This window comes from Methyloparacoccus sp. NF-16, from assembly GCF_056880625.1.
The window spans coordinates 246,992-262,338 of the sequence record NZ_CP174130.1 but is presented as its reverse complement, the minus strand read 5'-3'; the positions used below and the strand labels follow the sequence as shown (position 1 = coordinate 262,338).

Below are 15,347 nucleotides of genomic sequence, written 5' to 3'. Positions count from 1 at the left end.
CCTCGTTGAGAACTGGTATTCCGGGAAAGATGCCCCAAATGACAGGCCATCGGGGAAAAGGTTGGCAGATGAGGCAAGATTGGGCGGCGCTCCGACCGGACCCAACCGGCGGGCCCGAAGGATTCCTCCAGCAATTTCCGGGCATCCATGGCCGGAAAGGGCAAATATTCTTAGAATTATAGTCTGATTACAGACGCTGTAGCCGCATGGCCATCATCACCTTGGGACTCAATCACAATACAGCGCCGGTTTCGGTGCGGGAACGCCTGGTCTTTCCGACCGAGCGGGTGATGGATGCCCTGCGCAAGCTCAGCCGCCTGCCCGGCATCGAGGAGGCGGCCATCCTCTCCACCTGTAACCGTACCGAACTCTACTGCGGCACGGCCCACGACACACGACGGGAACTGGTGGACTGGATCGCCCATGAACAGGGCCTGGAGCCGGCCGACTTCCAGTCCTACCTCTACACCCACACCGACAGCGCCACCATCCGCCACATGTTCCGGGTGGCCTCGGGGCTGGATTCGATGGTGCTCGGCGAGCCGCAGATTCTGGGACAGATGAAGACGGCCTACCAGGCTGCCAGCGATGCCGGGACACTCGGCAAGACGCTCGGCAAGCTGTTCCAGCACACCTTCGCCGCCGCCAAGAAGGTCCGCACCGACACCGCCATCGGCAACAGCCCCGTCTCGGTGGCCTTCGCCGCCGTCCGGCTGGCCAAGCGCATTTTCGAGGATCTGAGCAACCAGACGGCGATCCTGATCGGCGCCGGCGAAACCATCGAACTGACCGCGCGCCACCTCACGGAAAACCGGCTGGGCGAACTGATCATCGCCAACCGTACCTACGACCGCGCCCACAGCCTGGCCCAGCAATTCAACGGTTTCGCCATCTCGCTGGCCGAGCTACCCCGCCACCTGGCACGCGCCGACATCATCGTCTCCTCCACCGCCAGCCAGCTGCCCATCCTCGGCAAGGGCAGCGTCGAAAGCGCCATCCGGGCACGCCGCCACAAGCCGATGTTCATGGTCGATCTCGCCGTGCCGCGCGATATCGAGCCCGAGGTCGAGCAACTGCGCGATGTCTACCTGTATACCGTCGACGACCTGCGCAACACGGTCGAGGAGAATCTCCGCTCGCGCCAGGAAGCCGCCAAGCAGGCGGAGGAAATCATCGACATCGAGGTGGTCCATTTCCTCGGCTGGCTGCGCGCCCAGGGCGCCACCCGTACCATACGGGACACGCGCGAACAGGCCGAACGACTCCGCGACCAGACCCTGGCGCAGGCGCAACGGCTGCTCAGGGCCGGTCACCCGCCCGAGGAAGCCTTGCAGCTGCTGGCCCACCGGCTGACCAACAAGCTGATGCATACCCCCAGCGCCCAGCTCAGGCAGGCCGGCATCCACGAACGGCACGATCTCATCGCCGCCGCCCGCGAGCTCTTTCAACTCAAGGACAGTCACTGATTCGTGAAACCATCCATTCGCCAGAAGCTGGAGCAGCTCGACCAGCGCTTCGAGGAAATCACCGCCCTGCTCGCCGAGCCGGAAACCCAGAACGACCAGAACCGCTTCCGCACCCTCAGCCGCGAGTATGCCCAGCTCAACCCGCTGGTCAGCGCCTTCCGGCAGTACCGGACGGCGCAGGACGAGCAGGATTATGCGCGCAGCCTTGCCGACGATCCGGACCCGGAGGTGCGCGCCATGGCCCGGGAGGAGCTCGCCGAGGCCGAGGCCCGGCTGGCGCGGCTGGAGCAGCAACTCCAGATTCTCCTGCTGCCCCGCGACCCCAACGACGAGCGCAACATCTTCCTGGAAATCCGCGCCGGCACCGGTGGTGCGGAGGCCGCGCTGTTCGCCGGCGATCTGTACCGGATGTACCTCCGCCATGCCGAGCAGAAAGGCTGGAAATCCGAGGTCATCAGCGAAAGCGAGGGGGAACTGGGCGGCTACAAGGAAATCGTCCTGCGCATCAGCGGCCAGGATGTCTACTCGCAGCTCAAGTTCGAAGCCGGCACCCACCGCGTGCAGCGGGTGCCGGAAACCGAGGCGCAGGGCCGCATCCATACCTCGGCCTGCACCGTCGCCGTGCTGCCGGAGGTCGAGGAAATCGAATTCGACATCAACCCGGCCGATCTCAAGATCGACACCTACCGCGCCTCCGGCGCCGGCGGCCAGCACGTCAACAAGACCGAGTCCGCCATCCGCATCACCCACCTTCCGACCGGCGTGGTGGTCGAGTGCCAGGACGAGCGATCCCAGCACAAGAATCGTGCCCGCGCCATGTCCCTGCTGCAATCGCGCATTCTCTCCGCCGAACAGGACAAGCAATCCGCCGAGATCGCCGCCTCGCGCAAGCTCCAGGTCGGCAGCGGCGACCGTTCCGAACGCATCCGCACCTACAACTTTCCGCAAGGACGGCTGACCGATCACCGCATCAATCTGACCCTGTATCGGCTCGAATCCATCATGGCAGGCGATCTCGACCCCGTTCTCGAGCCACTGATCCGCGAACACCAGGCCGAACTGCTGGCCCAGCTGTCCGAGGAATAGCCCGTGTCCGCCGCCAGCCCGGCGCCGGAAACCCTGGGCGGCGCACTGCGCTGGGGATGCGCGGTGCTGGCCGCCCACTCGGCCAGCGCCGACTTGGATGCCGAGGTGCTGCTGACACACGTGCTGGGCTGCGGGCGCACCACCCTGCGCGCCTGGCCGGAACGGCTTCTCGCGCCGGAAGCGGCGGAACGGTATCGGGCGCTGATCGAGAGCCGCCGCGAGGGCTGGCCTGTCGCCTACCTGACTGGTCTGCGGGAATTCTGGTCGCGGACGTTCCATGTCGCACCGGGCGTTCTGGTCCCACGACCGGAAACCGAGCTGCTGATCGAGCTGGCCCTGGCCGTCCTGCCGGCCGGGCAACCGGCCACCCTCCTCGATCTCGGCACCGGCAGCGGCATCATCGCCATCACCCTGGGGCTGGAGCGTCCCGACGACCGAATCGTGGCCATCGATACCAGTCCCGTCGCGCTGGCGATCGCGCGGACCAATGCGACCCGGCTGCGCGCAGGCAACGTGGCCTTCCGCGCAGGCCACTGGCTGGCGCCGCTGGCGCCGGACGAACGATTCGACCTGGTCGTCAGCAACCCGCCCTACATCGCCGCGGACGACCCGCACCTGTCCCGGGGCGACCTGCGCCATGAGCCGCCCCTGGCGCTGGCGTCGGGCCCGGACGGGCTGGAGGCCCTGCGCATCATCGTCCGGGACGCGCCCTCGCACATGAAGCCGGGGGCCACGCTGCTGCTGGAACATGGCTACGATCAGGCCACCCCGCTGGCCGCGCTGCTGGTCCGGCATGGCTACCGCGACATCCGCACGCACCGCGACCTGCAGGGACATCCCCGCGCCACTCTGGCAAGATACGAGGGAACCCCCTCCATCCAGGCCCAAGCCATGCCCGAAACCGCGATTGCCCTGCCCCGCCCGCTGGTCAACCAGATCCTGCACCTGGCCCAGCTTTCGCCCGAATGTCCGATTGCCGGGCTGGTCGGCGCCAAGGGGACGAGCCCCCTGAGTTGTCACCCGATCAATGCCACACCCCATGGTGCCTCGCACTGGCAACCGGGCAACCTGGCGTCGGCATCGCGGTCGCTCGAGGCGGCCGGCGAGAACCTGTTCGCGATCCTCCGCTCCCGCCCGGATGGCCCGCCACTGCCCACGGAGGATGAATGCGCGGCGGATGTCTTTCCCGGCGTGCTGCGGCTGATCGTGGGCCTCGACACCAAGGGCGTGCTGGAACTCCGCGGCTACCGGATCACCGGCCCCGGAGATTGGCGGGAAGTGGCGTTGCAGTTGCAGGAAACCTGAGCCAGGCGCGCGCCGGCAGCCCTCAGCCGTCGTCCGGCGGCGAGTCGGACACTTCGTCGTTGGCGGTATCCTCGCGCCGGAACCGGTCGTCGGCCACCTCGATGCGGAACCGCTGCCCGCCGTAACTCATCGCCGTCGCCATCAGGCCGTGCAACACCCCGCCCACCACGTTCAGGCGGGCGCCATCCGGCAACACGATGCGGGTCACCTGGTCGTCCTCGATTTCCACCGGCAGGCGATAGCTGCCATCCAGGATGGCGCCCCGCGTGTCATAGAGGCCGTAGCTGCCATCCATCGCCACCACGGTCGCCAGGTAGACGCCCACATCGGCCGCGGCCGGCAGAGCCAGCAACAGCCCGGCCAGTCCGGTGAGCAGGCGGCGGCGCGCCTGGTGGTGGTGACTCAGGTTCATGGTGTGTCTCCCAACGCTCGCGGGCCGCGATCCGGCCGGGTATCCAGGGTCATTCCGCACGGTAAATCCAGCCGCGCCGACGCAGCCACTTCTCGCACTCGACCACCACGAACACGATGGCCGAAAGCCCCAGGCAGAAGCCCAGTTCACCGGCGCTCAGCGCCTCGGTCCTGAAGATCGGCTGCAGGAATGGCACGTACAGTACCGCCATCTGCAAGGCCAGGGTCAGCAGCGTCGCGCCCAGCAGCGGCCCGTTGGAGAACGGCCCCTGGCGGAAAAAGGAGTCCCATTCCGACCGGATGGCCAGCACATGGCCCATCTGCGACAGCGTCAGCACGGTGAACACCATGCTCTGCCAGTGCGTGGAGCCGGTCTGGTAGACCCAGCCCTGGGCAAACAGCGACACCCCGGCCATCAACAGCCCGATCCAGAGGATGTGCTGCCACATGCCGTGGGCGAAGATGCTTTCCCGGGGCGGTCGCGGCGGGCGCTGCATGATGCCGCGCTCCTCGGGCTCCACCGCCAGGGCGAGCCCTGGCAGGCCGTCGGTGACCAGGTTGATCCACAGGATATGGATCGGCAGCAACGGGATCGGCAGCCCCAGGAACGGTGCCAGGAACAGCGTCCAGATCTCCGCCGAATTGCTGGTCATGGTGTACTTGATGAACTTGCGGATATTGTCGAAGATCCGGCGCCCCTCGCGCACCGCCGCGACGATGGTGGCGAAATTGTCGTCCAGCAGCACCATGTGCGCGGCTTCCCTGGCCACATCCGTGCCGATCTTGCCCATGGCGATGCCGATGTTGGCCGACCGCAGCGCCGGCGCGTCGTTGACACCATCGCCGGTCATCGCCACGAATTCGCCCCGGCCCTGCAGCGCCTTGACGATCCGGATCTTCTGCTCGGGCGCGACGCGGGCATAGAGCCTCACCGTGGCCACCTGGGCCGCGAAGGTCTCCGGGCTCATGCTCGCCAGCTCGGCGCCGGTCAGCACCGGGCTGTCCGCGTCGGCCATGCCCAGCCGCATGGCGATGGCCCGCGCGGTGGCCGGATGATCGCCGGTGATCATGACCGGGGCAATGCCGGCCGTCCGGCACAGTCGCACGGCCTCGCGGGCCTCCGGACGGGGCGGGTCCAGCAGGCCGACCAGCCCCAGGAAACACAGCTCCGTCTCGATCGTGGACACGCTGAAGTCGGACGGCCGCTGGGCGAAATCACGGCAGGCCAGCGCCAGCACGCGCAGCCCTCCGGCGGCCATCCGCTCGGCCGCAGCCAGAATCGGTTCGATCGCCAGCGGCCGGGCGGCGCCCCCGCTCCACTCGCTCACGCACAACGGCAGCAAGGCTTCCGGGGCGCCCTTGATGTAGGCCACGAAACGTGTCCCGTGCACATGCAGGGTGGTCATCCGCTTGCGTTCGGAATCGAAGGGCAGTTCGTCCAGCCGTTCGCTCTGCGCCACGGCCGCCGGGCCATCGATGCCGGCCCGCCGGGCGGCTTCATACAGCGCGATCTCGGTCGGATCGCCGACCAGCCGGCCATCCCCATCGGCACGCGCGTCATTGTTCAGTACCAGGGCCTGCAACAGCCGGGGGGAAACCGCGGGGTCCAGCCCCTTGCTCTGGCGCCCCTCGCAGAAGAAAGCCTCGACCTGCATGCGGTTGAGGGTCAGGGTACCGGTCTTGTCGGAACAGATGTAGGTGACCGAGCCCAGGGTTTCCACCGCCGGCAGGCGCCGGATCAGGGCCTGCTTCTGCACCATCCGGTGGGCCCCCAGGGCCAGGGAAACCGTCGCCACCGCCGGCAATGCCTCGGGAATGGCCGCCACCGCCAGGCTGATGGCGGTCAGCAGCATCAGCAGCGGCGGCTCGCCGCGCAGCAGCCCCACGCCGAAGATGATGGCGCAGATGGCCAGCACCAGCAGCGCCAGCCGCTTGCCGAAGCTGGCGAGACGGTTCTGCAGCGGTGTGCGGGCTTCCTTCTCGCGGTGCAGCAATTCCGCGATCCTGCCCAGCTCGGTATCCATGCCCGTGGCGATCACGACGCCCACCGCCCGGCCACACGTGGCGATGGTGCCCTTGTAGGCCATGTTGGTGCGGTCGCCCAGCGGCGACTCCAGCTCGCGGATCAGCACATCCATCTTTTCGACCGGGTGGGATTCCCCGGTCAGGGCCGCCTCCTCGACTTTCAGCCGGGCAACGTCCAGCAGCCGCAGATCGGCCGGCACGACATTGCCGGCCTCCAGCATCACCAGATCGCCGGGCACCAGTTCCTTGGCGGGCAGCGTCTGCCATTGGCCTTCCCGCCTTACCCGGGCCGAGGCACTGGCCAGGCGCTTGAGCGCGGCGACGGCGCGCTCGGCACGAAACTCCTGGACGAAGCCGATGATCGCGTTCAGCACCACGATGACGATGATGGCGATGGTGTCGGAGAATTCGCCGATCAGGCCGGACACGACACCGGCCAGCATCAGCACGATGATCATGAAGTCGGCGAACTGGCCGAGGAACATTCGCAGCGGACCGCGGGGCTTGTGCTCGCGGATCTCGTTCGGGCCATGCTCGGCCAGCCGCGCCCGCGCCTCCGCGTGCCCGAGCCCCTGCCCGGGGTCGACCTTGAGCCAGGCGACGGTCTGCCAGGACTCCAGCAAGTGCCAGGGCGGCGCGACAACGGGTTTCGGTCGGTTCTTGTGACGGGCACTCATGAGCCTTGGAATGCGGCAGGAAGACAGCGACAGATCCGGCGACGCCAGGGCCAGGCCATGCCGCCGCCCCGGCGTCGCCGGGCGGGGAGCAGTTTACGGCCGAATCGCCGCGACCGTGACGGCCCGATGGTCAGGATCGCCGTCGGTGCAGGGGACTCTTGCGCGGAAAGTGGGCCCGCAGGAACTCCATCTGGTCACTGAGGACCCGCCGCCCCTGGAGATAGACATATTCCGCGTGGGTCGGCGTGAACGGGATGGCCAGCAGCTGCATGCCGGCCTGTTCCGGCGTCCGCCCGGCCTTGTGGTTATTGCAGCGCTTGCAGGCGGTGACCACATTCGACCAGCAATCCCCGCCCCCCTGGCTGAGCGGCTTGACATGGTCGCGGGACAGGTCGGCATGGCGGAACGGGAAACCGCAATACAGACAAAGGTGGTCGTCGCGGCGAAAGAGGGCGGGATTGCTGAGCGGCGGCACATAGTCGGGACCGATGCCGCGCCCGCTCCGGTGGTGATGGTAGGTAGCGATGATGGAGTTGACCTCGATCAGGCTGCGCCGACCGCTCCTGGCGTTGACGCCCCCCCGCAGGGTGTACAGCGGGGTGCCACAGCTATAGGCCACCATGCCCAGGTGATACAGTTTCGCGGCATCCTGGTAGCCCAGCCATTCCAGCGGCATGCCCGAGGCATCGGTGCGCAACACCTGCAGCTGACAAATCTCCATCGTTCCTCCTCCGCTTTCGAGTGTGTCGGTTACAACATGAGTCTGAGCTAAGCGATTGAATGTTCGTTGAGTTATGCACAGTGTATAAAAATTGTCTGTCAACCAGAAATTTTGCCCACCAGCCAGCTCCGCTGGCCGGTACACCACCATAACTTGTTGATTTTGCTTGACAGGGAAAAATCGTCCAAACTTCGGTCAATTTGACCAACGCCAGCAAACACGCCCCTCGGGACCTCTCTTGCACCCGGCATCCACAACGTTATCCACAGAATGTGTGGAAACCCGCCATTATCCGATCCGAGGTCGAGGCCTGCGCCTGCGCCGCCAGCCCGAGCCGTGGTCATGCCCCTGATTTTGCAGGTAGCCATCCCCGCGCCCCTGCACCGGTTGTTCGACTACCTGCCTCCGCCGGACGTGCCGGCGGAGCGCCTGAAGCCCGGCATACGCCTCGAACTGCCGTTCGGGCACAGCCGCAAGGTCGGCATGCTGGTGGGGCTCGCGGACAACCCGGAAACGCCGATCGACAAGCTGCGCCCGGCGCTGGCCGTGCTCGACGAAATCCCGTTGCTGAGCGACCGGGACCTGGGCCTGCTGGCCTGGGCCAGCCAGTACTATCACCATCCCATCGGCGAGGTGATCGCCACCGCGCTGGCAACCCTGCTGCGCAAGGGAGCGTCCGCCAGCCCACCCGTCTCCCGGCGACTCTGCCAGACCACGGTTGCACCGACGTTACCGCCCGGCCGGGCGCCCCGCCAGGCCGAGCTGCTGCGGCGGCTGCGCGACCAACCGGGCGGCTTGCCGGCCGAGGCGCTCGCCGATGCCGGCCTTGCCGCCACGGCCCGGGCGCTGGTGCGCAAGGGCCTGGCGACATGGCGGGAAACGACACCCGAGCCCTTCGCGCCCACCGCCAGCGAGATGCCTCATCCCGGTCCGGCACTCACCCTGAATGCCCACCAGGCCGCCGCCGTCGACGCCGTCCGGGCAGCGTTGGACGGCTATCGGGCCTTCCTCCTCGAGGGCGTCACCGGCAGCGGCAAGACCGAGGTCTACCTGCGCCTGACGGAGGCCGTACTGGCACACGGCCGGCAGGTCATGATCCTGCTGCCGGAGATCAATCTGACGCCACAGCTGGAGGCCCGCTTCCGGGCCCGGTTTGCGGTCCCCATCGCCCGCTTTCACTCGGCGCTGCCCGATGGCGAGCGGCACCGGGCCTGGCTGTCGCTGCAACGCGGGGAAACCGCCATACTGCTCGGTACCCGGTCGGCGGTGTTCACCCCGGCGCGGAACCTTGGCCTGATCGTTCTGGACGAGGAACATGACAGCGCCTTCAAGCAGCAGGAAGGATTCCGCTTTTCGGCGCGCGATGTCGCGGTCAAGCGCGCCAGCGAGACCCGGATCCCCATCGTCCTGGGGTCCGCCACGCCATCGCTGGAGAGCCTGCTGAACGCGGCCCAGGGTCGCTATGCGCATCTGCAGCTCCCCTACCGCGCCGGCGATGCCGCGATGGCACGCTTTCAGGTGCTCGACATTCGCGCCCAGCCGCTGCAGGAAGGCCTGTCCGCTGGCCTCATGGCCCGGATGGCCAAAACCCTCGCGCGCGGCGAGCAGACGCTGCTGTTCGTCAACCGGCGCGGCTTTGCCCCGACCCTGATCTGCCACGATTGCGGCTGGGTCGCGCCCTGCCGGCATTGCGACGCGCGCCTGGTGATACATGCCCGGGAAAGCCGCCTGCGCTGCCATCACTGCGGCTACGAGCGCCCGCTGCCGGCGCGCTGTCCCGACTGCGCCGGCAGCGATCTGCGGCCGCTGGGTCTGGGCACCGAACGGATTGAGGCAGCCCTGGCCGAACGTTTCCCGGGCGCCCGCATTGCCCGTATCGACCGGGACAGCACGCGCCGCCGGGGCGCCCTGGAAAAAATGCTGCAGGCCATCCACAACGGTGACGTCGACATGCTCATCGGCACGCAGATGCTGGCCAAGGGCCATCATTTTCCCGGAGTAACCCTGGTCGGCATCCTCGACGTCGATGCCGGTCTCTACAGCACGGACTTCCGGGCCGGCGAGCGTACCGCCCAGCTGATCCTGCAGGTCGCCGGCCGGGCGGGGCGGGAAAGCAGGCCCGGCACGGTCATCCTGCAGACCCGCCATCCCGCTCACCCCCTGCTGCTGGCACTGGTGCAGGAGGGCTACCCGGCCTTTGCACGCGCCTGCCTCGCCGAGCGTCAAGCGGCCGGACTGCCGCCCTACGCCTACCAAGCCCTGTGGCGGGCAGATGCCCGGGACAGCACGCTGGCCCGGCAGTTCCTGGAAGCCATCGCGGCACGGGCACGCGAGCAAACCGGCCAGGTGCTACAGACGTTGGGCCCCGCACCCGCCCCCCTGGCGCGGCGCGGCAATCGCCATCGATGGCAGCTGCTGTTGCAGGCCGAACAGCGGCGAACGCTGCACGGCCTGCTGGATTGCCTGGTGGCCGAGGCTCCCGGGCTGGCATCGGCTCGCGGCGTACGCTGGTCGGTCGATGTCGACCCGATCGACCTCGCCTGATCCTGGCCGATGGAGCCGCGTGGCAAGACCGCGTTGCCGCCGGGGTTCACGTAACATGAAGCCCGCGAACAACGCCCGGGTGCCCGGGACCAGACACGCCACATCACGACTCCGAGAGGTTTTCCATGTTTCCCTTGCGTGACGAGAATCCCACCCTGCGTACCCCGATCGCCGTCATCAGCATCATCGGCTTCAACCTGGCAACATGGGGACTGGTTCAGGGCTTCGGCAGCGCGGCACCGTTGGCGCATTCGCTCTGCGGCTGGGGCCTGATTCCCGGCGAACTGCTGCATCTTGCCGCACCGGGCAGCCTGATTCCGCTGGGCGAGGGACTGGCCTGCCGGCTCGAAGCAGGAGGCGGATCGGCCTTGACCCTGGTAACCCACATGTTTCTGCACGGGGGCTGGTTCCACCTCATCGGCAACCTGTGGTTTCTCTGGGTGTTCGGCGACAACGTCGAGGACGCCATGGGGCCGGTCCGGTTCTGGGGTTTCTATCTCCTCTGCGGGCTGGCCGCGGCCCTGGCGCAGATGCTTTCGAATCCCGCCGCTGCCATCCCCATGGTGGGCGCCTCCGGCGCGATCGGCGGCGTCATGGGCGGCTATGCCCGGCTCTATCCCCATGCCCGCATCATCACCTTCGTCTTCCTGGGCTTTTACGCCACGACCATCGTGGTACCCGCCATCTTCATGCTCGGCTACTGGTTCGTCATCCAGTTGGCCTCGGGCATTCCGGCATTGCAGGAAGCCGGTGGGGGTGTTGCCTTTTGGGCCCATGCGGGCGGTTTCGTCGCTGGCCTCCTGCTGGTCAGGCCCATGGCCCGCGAGGATCTGTTGCTCGATCACCTGCGTCATGGCCGCCCGCCTTCACGTCCGTGGTGACCGTCGGCCAAGACTGGAGCCCCTGTGACAATTCTGAAACAATGTGTTCCGGTCTCTGGACCACGTGACACCCGCGTCCCTCCAGGCCGGTACCGCTCGCCGCCAGCGACCTCGCAGAACAACAAACCGATTCGGTCAAGAAATTGAGGAGAACCCCATGAGCGAAGAAACCGAGATCACCGCCGAAGTCCCGGCCGAGGACGAAACCATTGTCGAGGAGACTCCAGCCGCGGAACCGGAACCGGCGGCCGGCAAGCAGGACAAGGGTCGCAAGCCGGAACCGGTGATAGCCGAGGCCGCCTCGCTGCGCGAGCAACTGGGCGGCGACGAAGCCATCCAGAATGCCGTCGACATCCTGACGGACAAGCTGATGAGCGACCCGCGCATCAACTACTTCCTGTTCGGGGTCAGCCGGGCGGACCAGGGGGCGAAGCACAAGTCATTCCTGACCGTGGCCCTGCGGGGAGACGATGAGGCAGGGGAAGCCCCCGATCTCCGCGAGGCATTCGCCCAATTCTTCGACAAGGGGCTGCGGGACCGGCATTTCGACGTGATCCTGGACCATTTGCGCGATACCTTCCGGCAGATGGAGGTCGCCGACGAGCTTTCCGAAGCCGCGCTCAACGCCTCGCGCAATATTCGCGAGGCGCTCTTCGGCCGCTGAGGGGGGGCGTCGCTGTCGGGCCAGGGAAGGCCCGCGCCGCGCGGGGAGCCGAACAACAAAAAACCGCCCGAGGGCGGTTGCGGATCGCGGCAGGCCAGGATCCCCGAAAATTCGGGTTTGCTGTCAGCCACAGAATTGGCGTCCCCTAGGGGGTTCGAACCCCTGTTGCCGCCGTGAGAGGGCGGAGTCCTGGACCGCTAGACGAAGGGGACAGTAAGGAGTAAGCGCGGATTTTAACGCGAGCCGCGATTACCGGCAAGCCGTCAGCGAGCTACCGCGCGGTGAAACGGCGCCGACCTCAGCCCCTGACCTTGTCGATGATGGCTGCAGCGATGTCGCGGGTTCCGCAGGTGGAGCCCGGCTTGATGTCCGGCGTCACCGACTTGCCCTCGCGGATGACGTCGCGAACGGCCTGCTCGATGCGGCGCGCAGCGGCGAGTTCGCCGAGGTGTTCGAGCATCATGGCGCCGGCGAGAATCATGGCCGTGGGATTGGCAATGCCCTTGTCGGCAATGTCGGGCGCGCTGCCATGAACGGCCTCGAAGATGGCGGCGTCGGTGCCGATGTTGGCGCCGGCGGTCAGCCCAAGCCCGCCGATCAGGCCAGCCGCCAGATCGGAGAGGATGTCGCCGAACAGGTTGGTGGTAACGATGACGTCGAAACTCTCGGGTTTCATGACCAACTGCATGCAGCAGGCGTCGACGATACGGTCGTCGAAGGCGATGTCCGGATATTCCTTGGCGATCTCGCGCCCGATTTCCAGGAACAGACCGGAGGTACACTTGAGAATGTTGGCCTTGTGCACCAAGGTGACCCGCTTGCGCTGGGCCTTGCGGGCGTAGTCGAAGGCATAGCGGATGATGCGCTCACAGCCCTTGCGGGTGACGACAGCGACACTCTCGGCGGCGATCTTCTCGCCATCGACCTGGATGAAATGCTCGATGCCGGCGTAGAGCCCTTCGGTATTCTCGCGCACGGTCATCAGGTTGACGTCCCTGAAAATGGTGTCGGTTCCCTCGAAGGATACGGCCGGACGCACATTGGCGTAGAGGTTGAAGGCCTGGCGCAGGGTGACATTGACGCTGCGATAACCGCCGCCGACCGGGGTGGTCAGCGGTCCCTTCAGGCACAGCCGGTTGGCGCGAATGGAGGCCAGCGTTTCCTCGGGCAGCGGATTACCCAGCTGTTCGACGGCAGCCATGCCCGCCAGCTGGCGGTCCCAGTCGATCGACACGCCGGTGGCGTCGATGACCTGCACCGCCGCCTCGACGATCGCAGGGCCAATGCCGTCGCCAGGGATCAGGGTAATTCGGTGCATGCGAGACTCCGGTTATCGTGGTGAAAGTGGATGATCCATTATCCACCAGGGTCGCGCCCGAGTTAAGGCATGGACCGGTGGACAAGCTGTTCGCCGCAGGGAGAGAACGGCATGCCATGCGCGCGATGGACATCGCCGGTACCGCCCCGGGCGATATTCTGATAAATTTACTGGGTTTTTATCTTTGCGGAGAGTCTGTCAATGGATGTCATTGAGCGTATCGAGTCGCAGCTGGCCGGGAACCCTGTCCTGCTCTACATGAAGGGAACCCCGGCCTTCCCGCAGTGCGGTTTTTCCGGCCGCGCCGTGCAGATCCTGCAACATTGCGGGGCGCCCTTCACCCACGTCAACATCTTCGAGGATCCCGAACTGCGGGACGCCCTGAAGACCTATTCCAACTGGCCCACCTACCCCCAGCTCTACATCAAGGGCGAACTGGTCGGCGGCTGCGACATCATCATGGATCTGTTCCAGCAGGGTGAACTCCAGAAGATGCTGCAGGACGCGACCGCTGGCTCGACGGACGACTAGCCAGACCAGTTCTCCGCCGGTTGCCGTCGCCGCTCAGGGAGATTCGCGAACCGCCAGCGATTGCAGGTACTGCCAGCGGTTTACGATGCCGCAGAACAGCCTTGCGGTCTGCTCGGCATCGTAAACCGCGGAATGGGCCTCGTCGTTGTCCCAGTCCATGCCGGCAGCCTGCACGGCCTTGGCCAGCACCGTCTGACCATAGGCCAGGCCGCTGAGGGTGGCGGTATCGAACGTGCCAAACGGATGAAAGGGATTCTTCTTGACGCCAGCCCGCTCGACGGCTGCGTTCAGGAAGGCGATGTCGAAGGCCGGATTGTGGCCCACCAGGATGGCGCGTGTGCAACCGTTCTCGCGCACGGCCACGCGGATGGGTTGAAAAATCTCCTGCAGCGCCTCCCTTTCATCCACCGCCAGCCGAAACGGGTGGAACGGGTCGATCTTGTTGAAGCTGAGGGCGGAAGCCTCCAGCTTGGCGCCCGGAAAGGGTTTCACATGACGGGCATGGGTGCTGGCCAGCGTCAGCTGGCCCTGGTCATCCATCCGGGTGATGACGGCGGCTATCTCCAGGACAGCGTTCTGCCTGGGATTGAAGCCGGATGTCTCGATGTCGACGACGACGGGCAGATAGCCCCGAAACCGTCGAGCCATGAGGGGCTTTTCATGTTGCTGCATGGGCTGAGTACAATTTATGCTCGACTGTCCAAGCGAAGCTTATTATATTGCCCCAATTTGCCAACTCAGGCGGGTCGTCTCTTCGGGTATGCCGGAAAGCCATGACCTCAATCGCGCGAATGTCCTGTCGGGTCCCATCATGATTAGACGTCCTCCGTACACATCGCCTTCCCTGGCATCCCTGCTGGCTCTGTCGTTGCTGGCAGGCTGCTCGTCGAACGCCACCAAGAAGGACGAACGCGACCCACTGGAAAACTGGAACCGCGGCGTGCAGAACTTCAACGACAAGCTTGATGACTACGTCATGAAGCCGGTCGCCACCGGTTACAAGAAAGTCACGCCATCGGTCGTCGACCAGGGCGTCACCAACTTCTACAACAATGTCGAGGACATCACCGTCATCGGCAATGACCTGTTGCAGTTCAAGCTGCTGCAAACGGGCAAGGATATCGGCCGCTTCTTCGTGAACTCCACGGTCGGCCTCGCCGGCTTCGTCGATGTCGCCAGCAAGATGAACCTGGCCAAGCACAACGAGGATTTCGACCAGACCCTGGCCGTCTGGGGCATTCCTTCGGGCCCCTACATGGTGTTGCCGCTGCTGGGACCGAGCACACCGCGCGGTCTTTTCGGCATCGCGGGTGACACCGCTGCCAATCCGATCAACTGGATCACGCCGATGGCGGGGTACAGCATGTCCGGCTGGCACTTCACGGACTGGATCGTCCTGGGATCCGGCGCACTGCGCCTGACCGACCAGCGCGCAGACCTGCTGAGCGCGTCCAAGATCATGGACGAGGCATCGGTGGACCGCTACGAGTTCATCCGCAACGCCTACTTCCAGCAGCGCAATTTCGTCATCCACGATGGCCACCCGCCGCTGGACGAGGAACTGGAACGGCAGATGGACCTGGATCTCGAAGGCCTGGACAACGACAGCCCGGCGCCGGCCAAGGATGCCGGCAATCCCCCGCCGCAGACCATCCGCCACTGACACCGGACAGCGCGGGCCGGCCCGACGCCAGCCTGGCGGACCGCGCCGCCGAGCG

13 protein-coding genes and 1 tRNA gene are annotated in these 15,347 nt (G+C 66.2%); 8 read left to right on the top strand and 6 right to left on the bottom strand.

Annotated features, from left to right (window positions below; genetic code table 11):
- Positions 1-206: 206 nt before the first annotated feature.
- Genes hemA through prmC form a run of 3 tightly spaced genes read left to right on the top strand, consistent with a single transcriptional unit; the run spans position 207 to position 3,857 of the window.
- The gene (hemA, locus tag ACH5N8_RS01205; RefSeq protein WP_483282192.1) at positions 207-1,466 is read left to right on the top strand and encodes a glutamyl-tRNA reductase; all 1,260 of its coding nucleotides are present in this window, start codon (positions 207-209) and stop codon (positions 1,464-1,466) included.
- A gap of 3 nt (positions 1,467-1,469) precedes the next feature.
- A complete protein-coding gene (gene prfA / locus ACH5N8_RS01200) occupies positions 1,470-2,552 on the top strand; it encodes a peptide chain release factor 1 (protein ID WP_483282191.1) in 1,083 nt (360 codons plus the stop codon).
- Between the two features lie 3 nt (positions 2,553-2,555).
- Positions 2,556-3,857 carry a peptide chain release factor N(5)-glutamine methyltransferase gene (gene prmC / locus ACH5N8_RS01195; protein WP_483282190.1) on the top strand — a complete coding sequence of 434 codons (1,302 nt, stop codon included), beginning with the start codon at positions 2,556-2,558 and terminating at the stop codon, positions 3,855-3,857.
- A gap of 22 nt (positions 3,858-3,879) precedes the next feature.
- Here prmC and ACH5N8_RS01190 read toward each other — a convergent pair whose 3' ends face one another.
- From ACH5N8_RS01190 to ACH5N8_RS01180, 3 genes are all read right to left on the bottom strand, one after another.
- Complete coding sequence (locus ACH5N8_RS01190; RefSeq protein ID WP_483282189.1) at positions 3,880-4,269, bottom strand: hypothetical protein; 390 nt, start codon at positions 4,267-4,269, stop codon at positions 3,880-3,882.
- 49 nt (positions 4,270-4,318) lie between these two features.
- Positions 4,319-6,970: a cation-translocating P-type ATPase gene (locus ACH5N8_RS01185; RefSeq protein ID WP_483282188.1), complete on the bottom strand. Its 2,652-nt coding sequence runs from the start codon at positions 6,968-6,970 to the stop codon at positions 4,319-4,321.
- 130 nt (positions 6,971-7,100) lie between these two features.
- On the bottom strand, positions 7,101-7,691 hold the full coding sequence (locus ACH5N8_RS01180) for an HNH endonuclease (protein WP_460027640.1): 591 nt from the start codon (positions 7,689-7,691) through the stop codon (positions 7,101-7,103).
- A gap of 342 nt (positions 7,692-8,033) precedes the next feature.
- Here ACH5N8_RS01180 and ACH5N8_RS01175 point away from each other — a divergent pair, with 342 nt between their 5' ends.
- From ACH5N8_RS01175 to ACH5N8_RS01165, 3 genes are all read left to right on the top strand, one after another.
- A complete protein-coding gene (locus tag ACH5N8_RS01175) occupies positions 8,034-10,235 on the top strand; it encodes a primosomal protein N' (RefSeq protein WP_483282187.1) in 2,202 nt (733 codons plus the stop codon).
- A 125-nt stretch (positions 10,236-10,360) separates the two neighbouring features.
- Positions 10,361-11,116 (top strand): rhomboid family intramembrane serine protease, encoded by a 756-nt coding sequence (locus ACH5N8_RS01170; protein WP_483282186.1) that lies wholly within the window; start codon positions 10,361-10,363, stop codon positions 11,114-11,116.
- A gap of 157 nt (positions 11,117-11,273) precedes the next feature.
- Positions 11,274-11,780, top strand: coding sequence for a globin domain-containing protein (locus tag ACH5N8_RS01165; protein ID WP_483282185.1), 507 nt, complete (start codon positions 11,274-11,276; stop codon positions 11,778-11,780).
- Between the two features lie 136 nt (positions 11,781-11,916).
- Here ACH5N8_RS01165 and ACH5N8_RS01160 read toward each other — a convergent pair.
- Positions 11,917-11,992, bottom strand: a tRNA-Glu gene (locus tag ACH5N8_RS01160).
- Positions 11,993-12,078: 86 nt separating this feature from the next.
- Complete coding sequence (locus ACH5N8_RS01155) at positions 12,079-13,098, bottom strand: isocitrate/isopropylmalate dehydrogenase family protein (protein ID WP_460027636.1); 1,020 nt, start codon at positions 13,096-13,098, stop codon at positions 12,079-12,081.
- Between the two features lie 201 nt (positions 13,099-13,299).
- Between ACH5N8_RS01155 and grxD the strand changes: the two genes are divergently transcribed.
- Positions 13,300-13,629 carry a Grx4 family monothiol glutaredoxin gene (grxD, locus tag ACH5N8_RS01150; protein ID WP_483282184.1) on the top strand — a complete coding sequence of 110 codons (330 nt, stop codon included), beginning with the start codon at positions 13,300-13,302 and terminating at the stop codon, positions 13,627-13,629.
- Positions 13,630-13,662: 33 nt separating this feature from the next.
- Here the strand turns inward: grxD and rnt are convergent, their stop codons facing one another.
- Positions 13,663-14,277, bottom strand: coding sequence for a ribonuclease T (gene rnt / locus ACH5N8_RS01145; protein ID WP_483282183.1), 615 nt, complete (start codon positions 14,275-14,277; stop codon positions 13,663-13,665).
- Between the two features lie 163 nt (positions 14,278-14,440).
- Here rnt and ACH5N8_RS01140 point away from each other — a divergent pair, with 163 nt between their 5' ends.
- Complete coding sequence (locus ACH5N8_RS01140) at positions 14,441-15,292, top strand: MlaA family lipoprotein (protein ID WP_460027633.1); 852 nt, start codon at positions 14,441-14,443, stop codon at positions 15,290-15,292.
- Positions 15,293-15,347: the final 55 nt, after the last annotated feature.

Bases quoted from the DNA above. Each gene is read 5' to 3' on its own strand.
- hemA (WP_483282192.1), top strand. From the start codon at position 207: ATGGCCATCATCACCTTGGGACTCAATCACAATACAGCGCCGGTTTCG.
- ACH5N8_RS01190 (WP_483282189.1), bottom strand. From the start codon at position 4,269: ATGAACCTGAGTCACCACCACCAGGCGCGCCGCCGCCTGCTCACCGGA.
- ACH5N8_RS01185 (WP_483282188.1), bottom strand. From the start codon at position 6,970: ATGAGTGCCCGTCACAAGAACCGACCGAAACCCGTTGTCGCGCCGCCC.
- ACH5N8_RS01180 (WP_460027640.1), bottom strand. From the start codon at position 7,691: ATGGAGATTTGTCAGCTGCAGGTGTTGCGCACCGATGCCTCGGGCATG.
- ACH5N8_RS01175 (WP_483282187.1), top strand. From the start codon at position 8,034: ATGCCCCTGATTTTGCAGGTAGCCATCCCCGCGCCCCTGCACCGGTTG.
- ACH5N8_RS01170 (WP_483282186.1), top strand. From the start codon at position 10,361: ATGTTTCCCTTGCGTGACGAGAATCCCACCCTGCGTACCCCGATCGCC.
- ACH5N8_RS01165 (WP_483282185.1), top strand. From the start codon at position 11,274: ATGAGCGAAGAAACCGAGATCACCGCCGAAGTCCCGGCCGAGGACGAA.
- ACH5N8_RS01155 (WP_460027636.1), bottom strand. From the start codon at position 13,098: ATGCACCGAATTACCCTGATCCCTGGCGACGGCATTGGCCCTGCGATC.
- grxD (WP_483282184.1), top strand. From the start codon at position 13,300: ATGGATGTCATTGAGCGTATCGAGTCGCAGCTGGCCGGGAACCCTGTC.
- rnt (WP_483282183.1), bottom strand. From the start codon at position 14,277: ATGGCTCGACGGTTTCGGGGCTATCTGCCCGTCGTCGTCGACATCGAG.
- ACH5N8_RS01140 (WP_460027633.1), top strand. From the start codon at position 14,441: ATGATTAGACGTCCTCCGTACACATCGCCTTCCCTGGCATCCCTGCTG.